At 58.5% G+C, this 18,561-nt stretch carries 13 protein-coding genes and 1 tRNA gene; 7 read left to right on the forward strand and 7 right to left on the reverse strand.

The window, feature by feature from the left end; translation table 11 throughout:
- Positions 1 to 137: 137 nt before the first annotated feature.
- Positions 138 to 974, forward strand: coding sequence for an alkaline phosphatase family protein (locus tag AC2TDJ_RS16780; protein ID WP_480843821.1), 837 nt, complete (start codon positions 138 to 140; stop codon positions 972 to 974).
- 9 nt (positions 975 to 983) lie between these two features.
- Here the strand turns inward: AC2TDJ_RS16780 and AC2TDJ_RS16785 are convergent, their stop codons facing one another.
- From AC2TDJ_RS16785 to AC2TDJ_RS16800, 4 genes are all read right to left on the reverse strand, one after another.
- Complete coding sequence (locus AC2TDJ_RS16785) at positions 984 to 1,907, reverse strand: alpha/beta hydrolase (protein WP_480843822.1); 924 nt, start codon at positions 1,905 to 1,907, stop codon at positions 984 to 986.
- A 12-nt stretch (positions 1,908 to 1,919) separates the two neighbouring features.
- Positions 1,920 to 3,809 carry an acyl-CoA synthetase gene (locus tag AC2TDJ_RS16790; protein WP_480843823.1) on the reverse strand — a complete coding sequence of 630 codons (1,890 nt, stop codon included), beginning with the start codon at positions 3,807 to 3,809 and terminating at the stop codon, positions 1,920 to 1,922.
- A 157-nt stretch (positions 3,810 to 3,966) separates the two neighbouring features.
- Positions 3,967 to 5,787, reverse strand: coding sequence for an ABC transporter transmembrane domain-containing protein (locus AC2TDJ_RS16795; RefSeq protein WP_480843824.1), 1,821 nt, complete (start codon positions 5,785 to 5,787; stop codon positions 3,967 to 3,969).
- A 129-nt stretch (positions 5,788 to 5,916) separates the two neighbouring features.
- Positions 5,917 to 5,990, reverse strand: a tRNA-Gly gene (locus tag AC2TDJ_RS16800).
- A gap of 197 nt (positions 5,991 to 6,187) precedes the next feature.
- Here AC2TDJ_RS16800 and AC2TDJ_RS16805 point away from each other — a divergent pair.
- Both AC2TDJ_RS16805 and AC2TDJ_RS16810 read left to right on the forward strand, forming a co-directional pair.
- Positions 6,188 to 7,831 carry a hypothetical protein gene (locus tag AC2TDJ_RS16805; protein WP_480843825.1) on the forward strand — a complete coding sequence of 548 codons (1,644 nt, stop codon included), beginning with the start codon at positions 6,188 to 6,190 and terminating at the stop codon, positions 7,829 to 7,831.
- 199 nt (positions 7,832 to 8,030) lie between these two features.
- Positions 8,031 to 9,920 carry a PhoX family protein gene (locus tag AC2TDJ_RS16810; RefSeq protein WP_480843826.1) on the forward strand — a complete coding sequence of 630 codons (1,890 nt, stop codon included), beginning with the start codon at positions 8,031 to 8,033 and terminating at the stop codon, positions 9,918 to 9,920.
- Positions 9,921 to 9,979: 59 nt separating this feature from the next.
- On the opposite strand, the gene AC2TDJ_RS16815 is transcribed toward AC2TDJ_RS16810, so the two are convergent.
- Both AC2TDJ_RS16815 and AC2TDJ_RS16820 read right to left on the reverse strand, forming a co-directional pair.
- Entirely contained in the window at positions 9,980 to 10,546 is a 567-nt protein-coding gene (locus tag AC2TDJ_RS16815; RefSeq protein ID WP_480843827.1) for a tetratricopeptide repeat protein, read from the reverse strand.
- Between the two features lie 30 nt (positions 10,547 to 10,576).
- Positions 10,577 to 11,065 (reverse strand): Lrp/AsnC family transcriptional regulator, encoded by a 489-nt coding sequence (locus AC2TDJ_RS16820; RefSeq protein ID WP_480844002.1) that lies wholly within the window; start codon positions 11,063 to 11,065, stop codon positions 10,577 to 10,579.
- Positions 11,066 to 11,167: 102 nt separating this feature from the next.
- On the opposite strand from AC2TDJ_RS16820, the gene putA reads away from it, so the two are divergent.
- Positions 11,168 to 14,569 carry a bifunctional proline dehydrogenase/L-glutamate gamma-semialdehyde dehydrogenase PutA gene (gene putA / locus AC2TDJ_RS16825; RefSeq protein WP_480843828.1) on the forward strand — a complete coding sequence of 1,134 codons (3,402 nt, stop codon included), beginning with the start codon at positions 11,168 to 11,170 and terminating at the stop codon, positions 14,567 to 14,569.
- Between the two features lie 42 nt (positions 14,570 to 14,611).
- Positions 14,612 to 15,355, forward strand: coding sequence for a rhomboid family intramembrane serine protease (locus tag AC2TDJ_RS16830; protein WP_480843829.1), 744 nt, complete (start codon positions 14,612 to 14,614; stop codon positions 15,353 to 15,355).
- A 5-nt stretch (positions 15,356 to 15,360) separates the two neighbouring features.
- Here the strand turns inward: AC2TDJ_RS16830 and AC2TDJ_RS16835 are convergent, their stop codons facing one another.
- Positions 15,361 to 16,179, reverse strand: coding sequence for an IclR family transcriptional regulator (locus AC2TDJ_RS16835; RefSeq protein ID WP_480843830.1), 819 nt, complete (start codon positions 16,177 to 16,179; stop codon positions 15,361 to 15,363).
- Between the two features lie 201 nt (positions 16,180 to 16,380).
- Here AC2TDJ_RS16835 and bhcA point away from each other — a divergent pair, with 201 nt between their 5' ends.
- Both bhcA and bhcB read left to right on the forward strand, forming a co-directional pair.
- Positions 16,381 to 17,571 carry an L-aspartate--glyoxylate aminotransferase BhcA gene (bhcA, locus tag AC2TDJ_RS16840; RefSeq protein ID WP_480843831.1) on the forward strand — a complete coding sequence of 397 codons (1,191 nt, stop codon included), beginning with the start codon at positions 16,381 to 16,383 and terminating at the stop codon, positions 17,569 to 17,571.
- An 11-nt stretch (positions 17,572 to 17,582) separates the two neighbouring features.
- Positions 17,583 to 18,554 carry a beta-hydroxyaspartate dehydratase BhcB gene (gene bhcB, locus AC2TDJ_RS16845; RefSeq protein WP_480843832.1) on the forward strand — a complete coding sequence of 324 codons (972 nt, stop codon included), beginning with the start codon at positions 17,583 to 17,585 and terminating at the stop codon, positions 18,552 to 18,554.
- The last annotated feature ends 7 nt before the right edge of the window (positions 18,555 to 18,561 follow it).

Here is an 18,561-nt window from a genome sequence, read left to right on the forward strand (position 1 = left end):
TGAAACTTTGAACTCCCCGGCGTTTGTCGCAATGACAAGCGTCGGGATTTTGCTATTGGGGGCGCGAACTGGCGACCCAGAGAATGCGAATCCATTAGGATCTCCAAAAAAACAAATACTGTCAAAAGGGCCGCAACATGGACCGCAAGTTGTTACTCATCATTCTGGACGGTGTCCCGTGGCGCAACTTTCGCCGCCTGTTCGGCAATCTCGAAGGCTGGGTCGACAGCGGTGAAGCGCAGGTCTGGAAACTACGGGCCGTTCTGCCCTCGTCCTCAGCCAGCTGCTACGCGTCGATCCACACCGGTGTCACTCCGCAGGAACATGGTTGCACGGGAAACGGCAACGTCTTCCGTCTGAGCCACAAGGACGTCTTCAGCCAGGTTCGCGAAGCCGGTGGCGTGACCGGAGCCGTCACGCACAGCTATTGGTCACAGTTCTTCAACCGTCACCCGTTCGACTATGTGCGCGACATCGAATATGACGAGCCGGAAAACAAGACAATCAACCATGGCCGGTTTCACAGCATGACCGGTTACGGCAAGGACAACCAGATGACGCCCAGCGACGTCGACCTGTTTGGTACTTTGACCAATCTGTGCCTGCGGTTCGGGCTCGACTACGGTATTCTGCATACCTGCACGCTGGACAGTATGGGGCACCGCTTTTTTCACGATTGCGAGGAAATGGACCATGCATGCTTCGTCATGGATGAAATGCTGGCCCCGTTTATTCCGCGCTGGCGGGATTTGGGGTACGAGGTGATTGTAACCGCCGATCATGGTCAGGATGAACGCGGGCACCACGGCGGACGTGGCCCCCTGCAACAGGAGACCGCGCTATACTATTTTGGTGACGCTCAAGGCCCGGACGCAGATACCGTGATTGACCAACTGCAACTGGCGCCCACGATCCTGACCCTTATGGGCGCACCAATTGCCGATACGATGAAGGCCGATCCGTTCCTGCGCTGATTCAGCTCTTCAATCGTAGGACCAGATGCACTGCCCCAGCGCCTCGATTGCGACAGAAATTCGTTCGAAACTATCGGCGGCCCGTTTCACTGTAGTGCGGGCCCGCAAGTAGCCGTGAACCAAACCCGGCTCGTTAATCCAATGCGCCTGCCCTCCCGCCGCAGTGATTTTCTCACAATAGGCCGGCCCGTCATCGCGCAGGGGATCGCAATCGGCCGTAAACACCACCGTCGGCGGCAAGCCCGAGAAACCGGAATCTTTAAGCGGTGCGAATGTGGGATCGTCTTGCGGCACGGTACCGCCGCAGCGAATCTTCTCGTAAAAGAGAATTTCATCCAGCGTCAGTAACGGGGCATGCGCATGCTCGACGTAAGAACCCTGTGATGTGTCCCCGCCAAGACCTGGGTAGATCAGTACCTGACCCAGGACATTATCCAACCGGCCTCGGGAGTGTTGCGCGACGGCGGCCGCCAGATTGCCCCCGGCGCTGTCGCCAGCCAATACGATGGGATCTTCGAAATGCTGAACGACCCAGTTGGTTGCGGTCCAACTGTCGTCGAACTGCGCCGGGTGCGGGTGTTCCGGACACAGGCGATAGTCAACGGCCACCACCCGATACCCGGTTTGTGCACAAAGCTCGGCGCAGACATCGTCGTGACTGTTCAACCCGCCGACGACAAAGCCGCCACCATGGAAATAGACGACAGAACGAGTGGGATCCCCGGCAGAATAGACGCGGACAGGCACACCGTCGGCAGACCTGTCCTCTGTTTCGACGCCACGTGGGCGAGGTTGTCGGAAATCCTCGCACATATTGTCATAGACCCGGCGCTGATCAACGATCGTCAGATCCACCGCATCATCAGGATAGCTTTCGGCAGTGCGTCTTATGAACGCCCAGGTTTCCTCATCAATCAGACGTTCATAGTCCATTGTCCCTCCGGATTATTCAGACCACTCCCAAGGCCGGGTAAATGCACCCAACACCTTCGAGACATCGTCTTCGGAGGAACCGTTCGCGTCAAGCTGCGCGACAAGTCCGCGTTTCTTGTCATCAATCACGGACACGACGCGGGCCGTTACTCCGGCCGTCTCCAGCGCCCCGTTGTAGATGCGTGTGATTGCCTGTTTGCGCAGTTCGGGCTTGAAAACCTTGCCGACCGCGGTCTTCGGCAGTTCGGGAAGGATCGTCATGTGCTTGGGTTGTGCCGCCCGTTCGTGAACGTGGACCTTGCAATACTCCATCAGCTCTTTTTCTGTGGTCGAAGCTCCTTCGACCAATTCGACAAAGGCGCAAGGCACCTCGCCCGAATGCGCATCGGGCTGGCCGATTGCGCCCGCAAAGGCGACAGCCTCGTGCCCAAGCAACGCCTCTTCGATCTCGGCCGGGTCGATATTGTGACCACCGCGAATAATCAGATCCTTGGCACGGCCTGTGATCCAGAGGTAGCCATCCTCGTCAAAACGCCCGAGGTCGCCCGTCCGCAGATACTTGTCGAAGTGGTACAGATTCACGTTCTTATCCGCTTCGGTATAAGTGTTGCCCGCAAAGACGCCCGGGTTCGAAATGCAGATTTCGCCGATTTCGTCCTTTTCGCACTCTACCGGCCCGTCGGCTCCGTCTTTGAGGATTTTGACATCCGTGTACGGGAACGGAATACCAATCGAGCCGATTTTCTTTTCGCCATCCACCGGGTTGCACGAGACCAGACAGGTTGCTTCGGTCAAGCCATAACCTTCGACGATTGTGACCCCGGTGGCCTCCTCGAACCTGCGAAACAGTTCAACCGGCAACGGAGCCGAGCCGGAAAACGCGGTTTTCACTGTCGAGATATCAGCATCCACCGGGCGCTGCATCTTGGCGGAAATCGCCGTCGGTACCGTGATGATGAAGGAAACTTTCCAGCGTTCGATCAGCTTCCAGAAATTGTCAAACACACCGTCTCCACGATAGCCGGCAGGCGTCGGGAAAATCACGTGCGCACCGGACGACACCGCAGCCATCACAATCACGTGCACCGCAAAGACATGAAACATGGGCAGCGGGCACATGATGACGTCATTTTCATCAAACAGCAGCGTGTTGCCCAGCCATCCGTTATAGATCAGCCCGGAATATTTGTGCTGCGCCACTTTCGGCATCCCGGTGGTCCCGCCGGTATGGAAATAGCAGGCCACACGGTCTTCGTTACTGTCATCGAAGGTCAGCGTCGTAGGCTGTTTGGCCAGTTCCTTGTTGAAACTTTTGTAATCTGCATGCGCCAGATGCTCCTTGTCGCCCATCTTGGGGCGCAGCAGCGGCACCAGCCATGACTTGGGCGGCGTCAGATATCGGTTCAGGTCGATTTCCAGGATCGTGTTGACATTGGGCGCGTGGCGCACGGCCTCTTCGACCTTTTGGGCCACATCCGTTTTCGGGAAGGACTTCAGCGTGACAACGACTTTGGCCTTGGTTTCGCGCAGGATGGCCGCGATCTGTTCCGGCTCGAGCAACGGATTGATCGGATTGACGATACCAGCCACCGCACCACCCATCATGGTAACCAGTGTTTCGTTGCAGTTGGGCAGGACGTAGGCCACAACATCCTTTTCTCCAATCCCCAGAGACCGGAACAGGTTCGCCGCCTGATTTACCTTGCTCAGCAACTGGGACCAGGTCAGCGTCTCTGCTTTGTCCGTCGGCCCCGACAAAAGCTGGAAACTGATGGCATTGTGGTTCGGGAACTTGCCCGCCGTGCGCGACAGCAGTTGGTGGAAAGTCACAGGTACGTCCCGGTCCTCCCACGGCATCTCCTGTTCGATACGCGCCTTATCTTCCAATCCCACAAAGGCCATGTGGCTCCTCCCCTGATTTTTCCCATGTCCTGCACGGGCTTTTGCTCGCCCCCAAGATGGAAGCAAAAGCAACCTCGTGCAAGCAAGGGCTTAGCTTTCGGGTCAGAGAAAATGTAGAATGACGCTACGGCCCAATGCGATGTGCCGGGGCGTCACTTTATTCCGCGGCAACACCGTCAGTAAATTGCAGGCGCGCCAGACGGGCATAAAGACCGTCCTGAGACACCAGGTCGTCATGCGTACCCTGGGCGACGATACGCCCATTCTCCATCACTACGATGCGGTCGGCCTTTTTCACCGTCGCCAATCTATGCGCCACGATCAGCGTCGTGCGCCCGGCGCGCATCTTGTCAACGGCCCCCTGCACAGCGCGCTCGCTTTCGGCGTCCAGCGCCGACGTTGCCTCGTCCAGCAGCAGAACCGGCGCGTCGCGCAGAATAGCGCGTGCAATCGCGATGCGCTGTTTTTGACCACCCGACAGCATCACGCCACGCTCGCCCACAAAACTGTCATAGCCTTCCGGCAGAGCCATAATGAAGTCATGCGCCGCGGCGGCTCGCGCTGCAGCCTCAACCTCGGCATCGCTGGCGTCCAGACGCCCAAAGCGGATGTTTTCGCGGGCCGAGGCTGCGAAGATCACAGGGTCCTGCGGCACCAGTGCCATATGCTGTCGGAAGTCCGAGCGGTCCAGTTTCTTCAGATCAACGCCATCCAGGCTCACCTGTCCGGCATCCGGGTCATAGAAACGCTGGATCATCTGAATCACAGTCGTCTTGCCGGCGCCTGACGGCCCCACGAATGCGATGGTCTCACCCGGTTCGACTTTGAGCGAGAGGTGGTCCAGCGCCACAACGTCCGGGCGGGCAGGATAGCGGAATGTAACCTCGTCGAACTGGATCTCACCGCGCACGGGCTGCGGCAACGCTTGTGCCCGCTTTGGATCGGTCACGGTATCCTCGGCGTTTAATAGTTCGATAAGCCGTTCCGTTGCGCCTGCGGCACGCTGGAGCTCGCTCCAGATCTCGGACAGGGCTGCTACCGACCCGGCCATGATGATCGAATAGATCACGAACTGGATGAGAACACCTTCGGTCATGACGCCGTTGCGTACGTCATTCGCCCCCATCCACAGCACACCAACGATGCCGGAAAAGACCAAAAAGATTACAATCACCGTCAGCACGGCCCGGGTCTGGATGCGCCGCAACGACACCACATAGGATGTCTCGGTTACCTCGCCGAACTGCTTTCGGCTGGCGTTTTCATGTGTGAAGGCTTGCACGGTCTGCACCGCGCCCAGCGCTTCACCAGCATTCCCGGATGAGGCTGCGATCCAGTCCTGATTTTCACGGCTGATCACGCGCAAACGGCGGCCCAATACCAGAATCGGCACAATCACAACCGGGATCAGCAGCAGAACAAGTCCGGTCAGCTTGGCCGAGGTCAGCAGCATAAGGACCAGCCCGCCGACGAACATCAGCATATTCCGCAATGCAATCGAAACCGAAGACCCCAGCACCGACTGGATCAGTGTTGTATCCGTGGTGATCCGGCTCAGCACCTCGCCGGTCATGATACGCTCGTAGAATTCCGGGCTCATGCCGATTACTCGGTTGAACACCGCCTTGCGGATATCGGCCACCACACGTTCGCCCAAGCGGGTCACCAACGCGTAACGAATACCTGTACCGACGGCCAGAATTGCAGCGATGCCAAGCGCTGCCAGAAAATACCAGTCCAGCAGTTCGCCGTCCTGAATGCGAAAGTTGTCGACCACGCGGCGCACTGCCAGTGGCAATGTCAGGGTCATGCTGGCAGTTAGAATCAATGCAAGCGTCGCGCCGAACATCAGCAGTTTGTATGGCTTCATGAAGGGCCAGAGCGATGCCAGCACCCCAAGCTTTTTTGAGCCCGCTCTTTCTTCGCTGGCTCCCGGTGCAGGTGTGTTTGCTGGACTGGCAGCGGTCTTTCTCGCCATGTCGGGCCCTTGTTTCCTGAACGGTCCTGAGTGAACGCTTCTTGGCCGCAGTGGCAACCGGGGTCAAGCAGCACAACGCAATTTGGCGTGCCAAAAGGGCCATTTGACGCAGAAACTGTGGGGATGAACTGGAGCGGGTAGACGGAATCGAACCGACATAGCCTGCTTGGAAGGCAGGGGCTTTACCATTAAGCTATACCCGCTCAGGTCTGGGCTGAGTAGTCCATGCGCCTGCGGGCGTCAAGCGGCGAAATCGCGCCCAGGCCCGCTTTTCCGATCCTTCTCGCCTGATCCCAAAAAGCGCGGCTCAGAATTTTGTGTTATTTTGAGACTGGCCGAATTCCGGCAAGCCCGGGGCTATTGAGGAACGCGGGCGGTTTTCTCACGGGGGATTTCAAAGATGACCGAATTCGATCTGGGTACATATGGCCGTCAAATCACGACGTCGTCACCTGTGGCACAGGAGATCTTCAATCAGGGGCTTATCTGGCTATACGGATACAATCACGAAGCCGCGGCGGCAAGTTTCGAGCAGGCGGTCGTACGCGACCCGCAATGTGGCTTGGCACATTGGGGCGTGGCCCATGCAATCGGTCCAAATTACAACAAACCATGGGAGTTCTTCGAACCGGACGAAAAGACCGATACCCTGAAGCGAGCCCATCGGGCCATTCAGGATGCGATGGCGCTGCGCGAAGCCGTTACACCTCTGGAAGCCGCGCTGATTGATGCACTGTCAAACCGATTCCCGACGGACCCTGAAATCGAGGATTACGGCCCGTGGAACGACGCATTTTCCGATTCGATGCGCAACGTTTATGCGGATCACCCCGACGATCTGGACGTCGCCTGTCTCTTTGCCGAGGCTTTGATGAATCGCACGCCATGGCAACTTTGGGATCTTAAACAAGGCGCTCCCGCAGAGGGTGCCTCAACCGTTGAGGCGCAAGAAGTTTTGGAACGGGCATTCGACACCCTGCCCGGCGCTTGGGACCATCCGGGATTGTTACACATGTATATCCATCTGATGGAGATGTCGCCGACACCTGAAAAGGCACTGCGCCACGGGGATCGGTTGGTCGATCTGGTTCCAGATAGCGGTCACCTGGTTCACATGGCCACGCATATCGATGTGCTGTGCGGTGACTATCAGAACGTCGTCTGGCGCAACCACCGCGCCGCGCAGGTGGACAAGAAATACGAGGCCATGGCGGGTGGCGAGAACTTTTACACCGTCTATCGCGTTCACAATGTTCATTTTGAAGCCTATGGTGCCATGTTCCTTGGACAGCCGGAAAAGGCCCTGGCCGCTTCGGAAGAACTGATGCGCATGCTGCCCGACAACGTGATCCGGTACTTCCCGGACCTGTTCGAATCCTTCTACGGCAAGAAAATCCATGTCATGGTCCGCTTTGGCATGTGGCAGGAGATTTTGGATGAACCCATGCCGCAGGATGCCGAACTCTATAGTTACACCACCGCCGCTATTCATCAGGCCCGTGCCGTGGCTCTGGCCAATCTGGGGCGCCTGAACGACGCGCAACAGGCGCAAGCGCTGGCCGTTCAGGCCCGCAAGGCGGTGCCGGAAAGCCGTCTGGTCTTCAACAACACCGCCGAGGATGTGCTGATGATCGGCGAGGCCATGATGGATGGCGAGATTGCTTTCAAGTCCGGTGACCGCGAAGGCGGGCTTGCACATCTGCGGCGTTCGGTCGAGCTCGACGATTGTCTGGTCTACGACGAGCCCTGGGGCTGGATGCAGCCTACTCGACATGCGCTTGGCGCCCTCCTGATGGAAGATCAGCGGTTCGAGGAGGCAGAGGCGGTCTACCGGGCCGATCTGGGGCTGGACAACACTCTCGCCCGCGCCTGCCAGCACCCCGGAAATATCTGGAGCCTGCACGGTCTGCACGAATGTCTGGTCCGACGCGGAGAGGAGAAAGAAGCGCGCCACATCAAGCTGCAACTGGACAAAGCGGCCGCACGGGCGACAGTCTCAATCCACGCTTCCTGTTATTGCAGAAGCAAAGCAAAAGCAGCCTGATTTCGATTTGCTGACCCTGCACGAGACGGACGGCTCAAGCGTACCTCCGGCCGGCGGACAGTCAGATGCCCTGCCCAACCGGCGATTTTCTGCGCGCGCGATCGACGGAAAAAAACTTTACTTTGGATGTTATTTTCCTGTCATGTGGACGCTCTACACCCGCTGAACGAATCTTAATTCAGACAGCCAGGAGCCATCCATGAAAGACGTCGATCCTACCACCCTGTCCGCCGACGATTGGGACGAGCTGCACTTCCCCCGCCCTGAAGAAAACGACTTTGACCGTGTGGTCGAAAGCGCCATTTCCCGCCGTGGTTTCCTGGGCGGCGTATTGGCCTTCGGCTCGGGCGCGGCTGCCATGGGCGCGGGTCTGATGGGGTCGACTTCGGCACAGGCCGTCGAAGCCTCGCGCTTTGCTTTCACACCGATTCCGGCGCAAACCGATGGCACCGTACATGTGCCTGAAGGTTACGCGTGGAAGATGCTGATGCGATGGGGTGACCCGCTGTTCTCGGAAGCGGACGGCTACGACGTCACCGATGGCGGCCCGGTCGAGAATTCGGACAAGATTTTTGGTGAAAACACCGACGGAATGGAGACCTTCTCGTTCCAGGGCCACGAGCTGATCGCAATCAACCACGAATACCCCAACCGCAAGATTAACCTGCCTGCCGCGCAGGAAGGCGTTCCGGCCAACGCCGATGAAGTTCTGAAGTTCCAGAACATACAGGGCGTCACCGTAATGGAGATCAAGGAAGGCCCCGACGGCTGGTCGGTCGTCAAGGACAGCCCCTTCAATCGCCGTATCCACCACAACACCCCGATGAAGATCGTTGGCCCGGCAGCTGGTCACGACCTGCTGAAAACCGAGGCCGACCCGACCGGCACGGCTTCACTGGGCACCCTGAACAACTGCGGTTCCGGAAAGACACCGTGGGGCACCTACCTGACATGTGAAGAAAACTTCAATGGCTACTTCGGTTCCTCGAACGAGAATGCCAGCTATGATCAGAAGGTCGCGGACGGCATGAAGCGGTATGGCATCAAGGCCGAAAGCTGGAACCACTACGAGCTGTTCGACCCGCGCTTTGACACGTCAAAGAACCCGAACGAGCCTCACCGCGCTGGCTGGATCGTTGAGATTGATCCGACCAAGCCGGACAGCACGCCGGTCAAGCACACAGGCCTGGGCCGTTTCAAGCACGAGAACGCCGAGGTAACTCTGGCCAAGGATGGTCGTGTCGTCGTTTATATGGGTGACGATGAACGCGGCGAGTACCTGTACAAGTTCGTTTCAAATGGCACCTATCAGCCAGGCGCCGAGACCGAGAGCCTTCTGAACGACGGCACGCTGTTTGTCGCCAAGTTCAACGACGATCTGACCGGTCAATGGCTACCCTTGACGCCGGACTCCACGGGTATGGACGCGGCCGAGATCCTGATATTCACGCGCATGGCGGCTTCGGCCGTGGGCGGCACCACCATGGACCGTCCGGAATGGGTGGCCTCCAGCCCTGTTGCGGTCGAGGCCTATTGCTGCCTGACCAACAACAAGAACCGTGGCGTCAAGCCGAATGCCGGTGGTGACGATACCTCGGCCAATGGCCCGAACCCGCGCAACGAGAACAAGTACGGTCAGATCGTGCGCTGGCGTCCGGCGGATGAAGATCATGCCGCCGAAGCCTTCGATTGGGATCTGTATGTCATGGCTGGAAACCCGACCGTGCACTCGGACGACCGCGCCGGTTCGCCGAATGTGAACGAAGGCAACCTGTTCAACTCACCTGACGGCATGGCCATCGACTCGACTGGTCTGGTCTGGATTCAGACGGACGGCAACGACGACAACGAGGAAGACTTCGCTGGTAACGGCAACAACCAGATGCTGGTTGGCGACCCGATCACCGGTGAGATCGCGCGTTTCATGACTGGACCAAACGGCTGCGAAGTCACCGGTCTTGCCTGGTCCACCGACTTGCGCACCATGTTTGTCGGCATCCAGCATCCCGGCAGCAACTGGCCAGATGGCGGCACGCCACGGTCGTCCGTGATTGCGATCAAACGAGCAGATAACGGTCTGGTCGGCTAAACAGGTTTAGTAACTGAAAGCCCCGGTACCCAAGTCTCTGGGGCACTCCTTTTCAGGGTTCAAATGTCTTCGCCGGGCGGCTCCAGTGGTCCGCCCGGCGCCATCAAATGACGTTCGGACAGCCAGGGATTCAGTTCCAACGCCTGCGACAACGCCTCTCTTGCCTCATCTATCCGTTGCAGCCCCAAAAGTGTAAGTGCTCGACCACTTATGGCTGCGACATGGTTGGGCGACAGTTCTATTGCCTTGTCCAGATCGATCAGTGCAGCTTGAAAATTCTGCCTAAGGTAATTCGCAAAGGCGCGTTGGTTGTACCCTTCGGCATATGACGGGCAATAGGCGATGAGCCTGTCAAAATCTTCGATCGCACCCAACAGGTCCCAGGCATTTCGCCGTGTCATGCCTCGATCCAATACGGCCTGAGCGCTTTCATCCGGTGCGTCCGTCCAAAGCTCCCAAAGCTGGTTTGACAATTCCCGGGCCGCACGTTCATTCTCGGCGTTTTGAATCTGCGCGATGAGCGCATCGACGCCTGCCGTATGATCCGGCGGCATCGGGCATTCTTCGGAATATGCAGTAACCGAGGTTGCCAGGAACAGGACTATGGACGCAGCGCAGAGTTTCATATTCCTATGGTGGCCCAAAGGCGGATTTGGTCAACCCATGCCCTCGATACTGCCTGACACTCCCGTCTCTTTGACCGCCTCCATGGCAACAAAGGTCGAGGTGTTTGCCACATGCGGCAGTGAAGAGATTTTCTCAGCCAGAACAGCGCGGTATTCCGACATCGAACCGGTGCGCACCTTCAAGAGATAGTCAAAATTGGACGCGATCATGTGCGCCTGTTCGATCTCGGCGATGCGACGTACGGCGGCGTTGAACTCACCCAGCGCCTTTTCGCGCGTGTCGGACAACCGAACTTCGACAAAAGCAACGTGATCCAGCCCCAGACGGATCGGATCCAGCATTGCGCGATAGCCGGTAATGACCCCTTCGGCCTCGAGCCGTTTCAGCCGCGCCTGAGTTGGCGATTTCGACAAACCGATCCGCCGGGCCAGATCCGCCACGGAAATCCGGCCATCCTCGGCCAGAATCGTCAACAAGGCCTGGTCAAACCGATCCAGTCCGGGAAAGTCCTTTTGCATCTCAAACACCGTGAATTTCAGCACATTGATCTGCAGAATACTGAAAAACGAACGATTGTCCTGAAAAATCACATGTATACTCCCCAAAAGCCCGGAGGATACATGACTCATACCTTGCGCACCTTAATCGACAATCAGACCTACGCCGATCAATCTGTTGCACTGGAAGAACTGGTTGCCCAAGCCTCATTGGCAACCGATGACCGCCAGTCCATCTGCGATGCGGCGGCCCAGTTGGTGCGCGACATCCGGTCCAGCACCTCACCGGGCCTGATGGAGGTGTTTCTGGCCGAATATGGTCTGTCCACTGATGAAGGCGTGGCCCTGATGTGCCTGGCCGAAGCGCTGCTGCGCGTGCCGGACGCTGACACCATAGACGCGCTGATCGAGGACAAGATCGCCCCTTCGGACTGGGGCAAGCATTTGGGTCAGTCTTCCTCCTCTCTGGTCAATGCCTCGACATGGGCACTGATGTTGACCGGGCGCGTTCTGGACGAAGACAAATCCTCGCCCGTGGGGGCGCTGCGCGGGGCGATCAAAAGGCTGGGTGAGCCGGTGATCCGCACAGCAGTGGGACGCGCCATGAAAGAGATGGGCCGCCAGTTCGTGCTGGGCGAAACCATCCAATCGGCGATGTCTCGGGCCAAAGGCATGGAGGCCAAGGGCTACACCTATTCCTATGACATGCTCGGCGAAGCGGCCCGCACCGAGGCTGACGCCGCGCGGTATCACCTGTCCTATTCGCGCGCCATTGCCGCTATTGCCGAAGCTTGCACGCATGATGATATCCGCGCGAACCCGGGGATATCGGTCAAACTGTCTGCACTGCACCCGCGCTATGAACTGGCGCAGGAAGGGCGCGTGATGGATGAACTGGTCCCGCGTCTGCGTGCCTTGGCCCTGCTGGCAAAATCCGCTGGCATGGGGTTGAACGTGGATGCTGAGGAAGCCGACCGTCTGTCGCTGTCCCTTCAGGTCATCGAGGCCGTGATGGCAGAACCTGCGCTGGCCGGATGGGACGGGTTCGGCATCGTGGTTCAGGCCTATGGCCCACGGGCCGGGCTGGTGTTGGACACGCTGTATGACATGGCCCAGCGACATGACCGCAAACTCATGGTTCGGCTGGTCAAAGGCGCTTATTGGGATACCGAGATCAAGCGCGCTCAGGTCGAGGGGGTCGACGGTTTCCCGGTCTTCACCCAAAAGGCCGCAACGGATGTGTCATACATCGCAAATGCCCGCAAATTGCTGGCGATGACGGATCGTATCTATCCACAATTCGCCACACACAACGCTCATACCGTCAGCGCAATCCTGCATATGGCTGATGATCAGCCGTTCGAGTTCCAGCGCCTGCATGGGATGGGCGAAACCCTGCATCAAATCGTCAAGGGTAAGCAGAACACCCGCTGCCGTATCTATGCGCCCGTCGGTGCGCATCGTGACTTGCTGGCCTATCTGGTCCGGCGCTTGCTGGAAAACGGTGCAAACTCGTCTTTTGTCAACCAGATCGTCGACGAGGACGTCCCGCCCGAGGTCGTCGCGGCAGACCCGTTCGACATGGTGCAAAAGCCGGTGACGCCGCTGCCGACCGGCCCCGAACTATTCAAACCCGAGCGGCCGAATTCCAAAGGCTTCGATCTGCATCACACGCCAACGCTTGATAGCATCGAGGCTGCTCGGGATCAGTTCAGGGCGCATCACTGGTACGCGCAACCGCTTCTGTCGGAAACCGCCAAACCGGAAAAAGACCAACCTGTGATCAATCCCGCGCAACCCCAGGACCATCCCGGCTCTGTCGCAGCGGCCAGCGAGGAAGATGTCGAACTGGCCTTGGCGACTGCAAACCCATGGCACGCCTCGGCCCCCGATCGAGCGCGTATTCTGAACGCTGCGGCCGATCTCTACGAGGCACATTTCGGCGAACTTTTCGCTCTTTTGGCGCGGGAGGCGGGAAAATCCCTGCCCGACGCGGTTGCCGAACTGCGCGAGGCCGTCGATTTCCTGCGCTACTACGCCGCCAATATTCCCGACGCAAAACCTGCTGGCGTGTTTACCTGCATCAGCCCATGGAATTTTCCGCTGGCGATCTTCACCGGTCAGATATCGGCGGCCTTGGCGACCGGAAACGCCGTGCTGGCCAAACCAGCGCCGCAAACCCCGCTGATCGCACATCGGGCAGTGCAGCTGCTTCACCAAGCCGGTGTGCCACGAGACGCCCTGCAACTGTTGCCCGGAGGCCCGATGGTGGGCGCAGCGCTGACCTCGGATTCCCGCGTTAACGGAGTGGCGTTTACCGGATCGACCGCGACTGCATTGAAAATCCGCGCAGCAATGGCCGAAAACCTTCGTCCCGGCACCCCGTTGATTGCGGAAACAGGTGGTTTGAATGCGATGATCGTGGACAGCACCGCGCTGCCGGAACAAGCTGTTCAGTCCATCATGGAAAGCGCGTTTCAATCCGCTGGCCAGCGGTGTTCGGCTTTGCGCTGCTTGTATGTGCAGGAAGACATCGCAGACGATCTTCTGACGATGCTGAAAGGTGCAATGGATGCGTTTCAGATTGGCGACCCTTGGCTGATCTCAACCGATTGCGGGCCGGTCATCGATGAGCAGGCACGCCAGGGTATTGCGGAACACGTTGCCCGGGCACGCGCCGATGGTCGAGTGCTCAAGGAACTGTCCTTGCCGCCTGAAGGAACATTTGTTGCGCCAACGCTAATCGAAATTCCCGGAATCGCTGCGCTGGAGCGTGAAGTGTTCGGCCCGGTCCTGCATGTCGCTCGGTTCAGGGCGCAGGATATCGACCATGTCATCGCCGATATCAATGCCACCGGTTATGGGTTGACCTTTGGCCTGCACACTCGGATCGACGATCGGGTTCAACACGTGACCGAAGCGATCCACGCGGGCAACATCTACGTCAATCGCAATCAGATCGGGGCAATCGTTGGTTCGCAACCGTTCGGGGGCGAGGGGCTGTCGGGTACGGGACCCAAAGCAGGCGGGCCGAACTACATGGCCCGGTTCTGCGCACCCGATCGGCAGACGACCTCGGCTGAATGGACCGACACGATGCCGTCGCTTCCCGTGGCTAAAGGCCAGGCCGTCGCGGTACGGACTCAAACTCTGCCCGGACCGACCGGTGAATCAAATCGTCTGAGTGAGTTTCCCCGGCCTCCGCTTTTGTGCATGGGCCCCGGAGCGGACGCCGCAAAAGCGCAGGCGGACGCTGTCAATGCCCTGGGCGGAACCGCAATCTGCGCAACCGGCGCCGTGGACCTGCATCGGCTGGAAAACCTGACTGATATCGCAGGTGTGCTGTGGTGGGGTGACGAAGGCACGGCCCGCGAGATCGAACGGCATCTGGCCCGCCGAGATGGCCCAATTCTCCCACTGATCCCCGGCAAGCCGGACCGTGCACGTGTTTTGGGAGAGCGTCACGTCTGCGTTGACACCACGGCGGCAGGTGGCAACGCGGCCCTTTTGGGTGGTGCGGCATAACCGAACCTTGACGCTGGGCCGGTAAAGGCCCAGCGTCACGCCATGTTTCCGATCCGTGACCATAACCCTTCGGGGCGCACACCCTTTGTCGTCTATACGCTGATGGCGGCCAATATCCTGATCTTCCTCAGTTATGTAGGGATCATGGACGAGGCGCGCCTGATTAATCGCCTGTATTTCGACTATGCGATCATTCCTGCGCGGATCGCCGACGGAGTCGCGTTCGAGACACTGGTCACGTCGATGTTCCTTCATGGCGGCTGGATGCATCTGGCCGGAAACATGCTGTTCCTGTGGATCTTCGGCGACAATCTGGAAGACGAGATGGGCCACCTGCCCTTTTTGCTGTTCTATATTATTGCCGGTGTCGGCGCGGGGTTGATCCATGTCGTGACAGCTCCGGACTCCGTTGTTCCGACCATTGGCGCGTCGGGTGCAATCGCTGGCGTCATGGGTGGGTACTTGCTGTTATTCCCGCGCGCCCGTGTAGACATCCTGCTGATTTTGATCGTCTATATTCGTATCTTCACGATACCGGCTTTTGTCATGTTGGGCGTTTGGCTTGGGTTCCAGTTCCTTGGCAGTCTGGCCAGCAGCCCGGACGAAGGCGGTGTTGCCTATTGGGCGCATACAGGCGGGTTTGTGGTTGGGCTGATCCTTTGCATCCCGCTTTGGCTGAAACGCGGCGGGACAGGATACTGGAATCGCACCCATGGTCACCCACCGCATCCGGAGCATAAATACAAACTTTCGGCGTCGCGAATTCCCAAAATACCCCGCCGGTAGTCCATTTAAGACGGGTTTTGGCCCCCACTTAAATGCGTGATCTCTTGCGCGGCTTGCGTGACCAAATCGGCCAGCTCCGGTGCCCGCGCCGCATTGAACCGAACGGTCGGGCCCGACACCGAAATGCCGGCGCAGGGCTCGCCCCGACTGTTGAATATCGCGGCACCGATACATGACATGCCCTCGTACCGTTCTTCCCGGTCATGAGACCATCCGCGCGCTCGGGTTTCCGATAGATCGTCCAACAACCCCGAGTCCGGCAGTCGCGTGTGCTCGGTAAAGGCAATCGGGTCCGTTCCCTGCAGGACCTTGGTCAACGCCACCTCGCTCATCGCGGCCAGAATCGCTTTGCCTGTACCCGAGGCATACATCGGCGTCCTTGCGCCCGGCGGAAAAAATGCGCGGATCGGGTTGAGGGTTTCGACCTGACCGACAAAAACAACTTCCGCCCCGTCCGGTACGGCCAGATTGGCAGTCTCGCCGCTGTCCTGCATCAACCTGCGCAGAATTGGCCTGCCGATCTCAAGTACGCTACTGCGTCTCAGGAAGGTTGCACCGGTCCGGTACGCCTCGATCCCGATCAACCACTCCTGCCGTTCTTCATCAAATGCGACAAACCCGTGCTTTTGCAACGTCACGAGAATGCGGTGCGTGGTGGCCGTTGGCACACCGATCTCACGTGCCAGGTCGCTGAGCGTTGCCTTTTTGAGCCGGGCAATTGACGTTAGAACGCCCAACGCCCGGTCCAGTGATTGCATGGTCCCGGCGGAGCTTTCCTTAAACATCGATTTGGGTCTGCCGCGCGGTCTCTTCTGGGTCTCCAAGGCTGATACTCCCTTACGCATTCGGCCGGTACGATGCCAAGGTCAAAAGACTGGCATCTCCCGATCGCTAAATTGAGAAACTAAAATTGTATGCTTTTCAGCGTGTTAGATATTTTATTCCATAAATGAAAATATTTTTCAAGAAAATTGCACAATTACGAAAGACAAGCGACACTTGTGTCCAAAGCGGAGGACATGATGATGTCAAACCAAAACCCGGTCTTTATTCCAGGCCCTACAAACATTCCCGACCGACTGCGCCTTGCCATGCAGGTGCAGACGCAAGATCACCGCGCCCCGGACTTTGTCGAAACCTTTGCACCAGTCCTTGAAGACACCAAAAAGGTGTTCGGCACGACCGACGGCCAGATCGTGACCTTCCCCGCCAGCGGAACCGGCGGATGGGAGGCAGCTATCACCAATACGCTCAGCCCCGGCGACAAGGTATTGGTGGGCCGCTATGGCGTATTCAGCCATCGCTGGATTGATCTTTGCCAGCGGCACGGGCTGGACGTACAGATCATTGACTGCCCATGGGGCAGCGGAGCGCCAGCTGACAAGTTTCAGGAGGTCCTGTCCGCAGACAAGACCCACGCAATTCGCGCCGTTCTGGTTACGCATAACGAAACGGCCACGGGTGTGCGTTCGGATATTGGTGCCGTTCGGCAGGCGATGGACGCCTCGGATCACCCGGCGATGATGTTCGTGGATTGCGTCAGCTCTCTGGCTTCAATGCCGTTTGAGTTTGATCGCTGGGGCGTCGACATCGCCGTTTCAGGTTCGCAAAAAGGGTTCATGCTGGCGACCGGTATGGCGATTTTGTGCGTCAGCCCCAAAGCGTTGGAAGCCGTGGAAACGGCAAAACTGTCCCGCACATTCTTTGATTTTAAGGACATGATGGCGGCCAATGCTTCCGGAGGTTTCCCTTACACCCCTCCCCTGCAACTGATTTACGGCATGCGGGAAAGCCTGAAAATGCTGTTCGAAGAAGGCCTTGATAACGTCTATGCACGTCATTTCCGCCTCGCCGAAGGGGTGCGCCGCGCGGTGGATGCCTGGGGCCTGAAACTGGTCGCGCAATCGCCGGACCTTTATTCGGACACCGTCAGCGCCATTTACGTGCCTGAAGGGTTCGACAGCAACGCCCTGACCGATCACGCGTTCAATGCTTACGGCGTCTCGTTCGGGATCGGACTGGGGCAGTTGAATGGCAAAGCGTTCCGCATCGGCCATCTGGGCAGTCTGACAGACGTGATGGTTCTGTCCGGGCTGGCAACCATCGAAATGGCGATGGCTGATCAGAACTATCCCATCACGCTGGGCAGCGGTGTTGCGGCCGCACAGGACTTTTTTCGCACGGGGCCGTCCGGCCACGCACAGGCTGCGGCGTAAGGAGGGCATGGATGTTGGATCAAATTGCTGCTGCTGACCTGACAATTGACGACATGCGCACGGCGCATGAACGGATAAAACCATATATTCGCCGAACGCCGGTGATGACGTCTGATTACCTCAACGATCTGACCGGCGCGCAGTTGTTCTTCAAATGCGAGAACTTTCAGGAGGCCGGTGCCTTCAAGGTGCGCGGAGCCTGCAACGCGGTGTTCGGACTGCCCGAAGATATGATGGAAAAAGGTGTCTGCACGCATTCCAGCGGTAACCATGCGCTGTCTCTGTCCTACGCAGCGGGCCGACGCGGCATTCCATGCAACGTGGTCATGCCGCGTACGGCACCGCAAGCCAAAAAGGACGCCGTGCGCCGCTATGGCGGAACGATTACAGAATGCGAGCCGTCAACGTCATCCCGAGAGGCGACATTTGCCGAAGTACAGGCACGCACGGGGGGCGAGTTCGTGCATCCCTACAATGATCCGCGCGTGATCGCAGGTCAGGCCACGTGCTCGGCAGAGCTGCTGGAGCAGACCGAGGGCGTGGACGCAGTTATCGCACCCATCGGCGGTGGTGGCATGGTGTCCGGCACATGCCTGACGGTTTCCAATCTGGCACCGCAAACCGCGATTTTTGCGGCAGAGCCGGAACAGGCTGACGATGCCTACCGCTCGTTCAAGGCAGGCCATATCATCGCGGATGATGCGCCCAAGACGATTGCCGACGGTCTGTTGGTTCCGCTTAAGGAAAACACCTGGCATTTCGTTTCGAACCACGTGACCGATATCTTCACGGCGTCCGACGCCGAGATCATCGAAGCGATGAAACTGACCTGGAAGTACTTGCGGGTGGTGATGGAGCCATCTTCGGCGGTACCGCTGGCCACCATTCTGAAGAACCCCGACATGTTTCGGGGCAAGCGCGTCGGCGTGATCGTCACCGGCGGCAATGTGGATCTGGATAAACTGCCCTGGCTGAAAGGGTAAGGAGGAA

The sequence above is a fragment of the Ruegeria sp. HKCCD6647-2 genome, assembly GCF_057221075.1.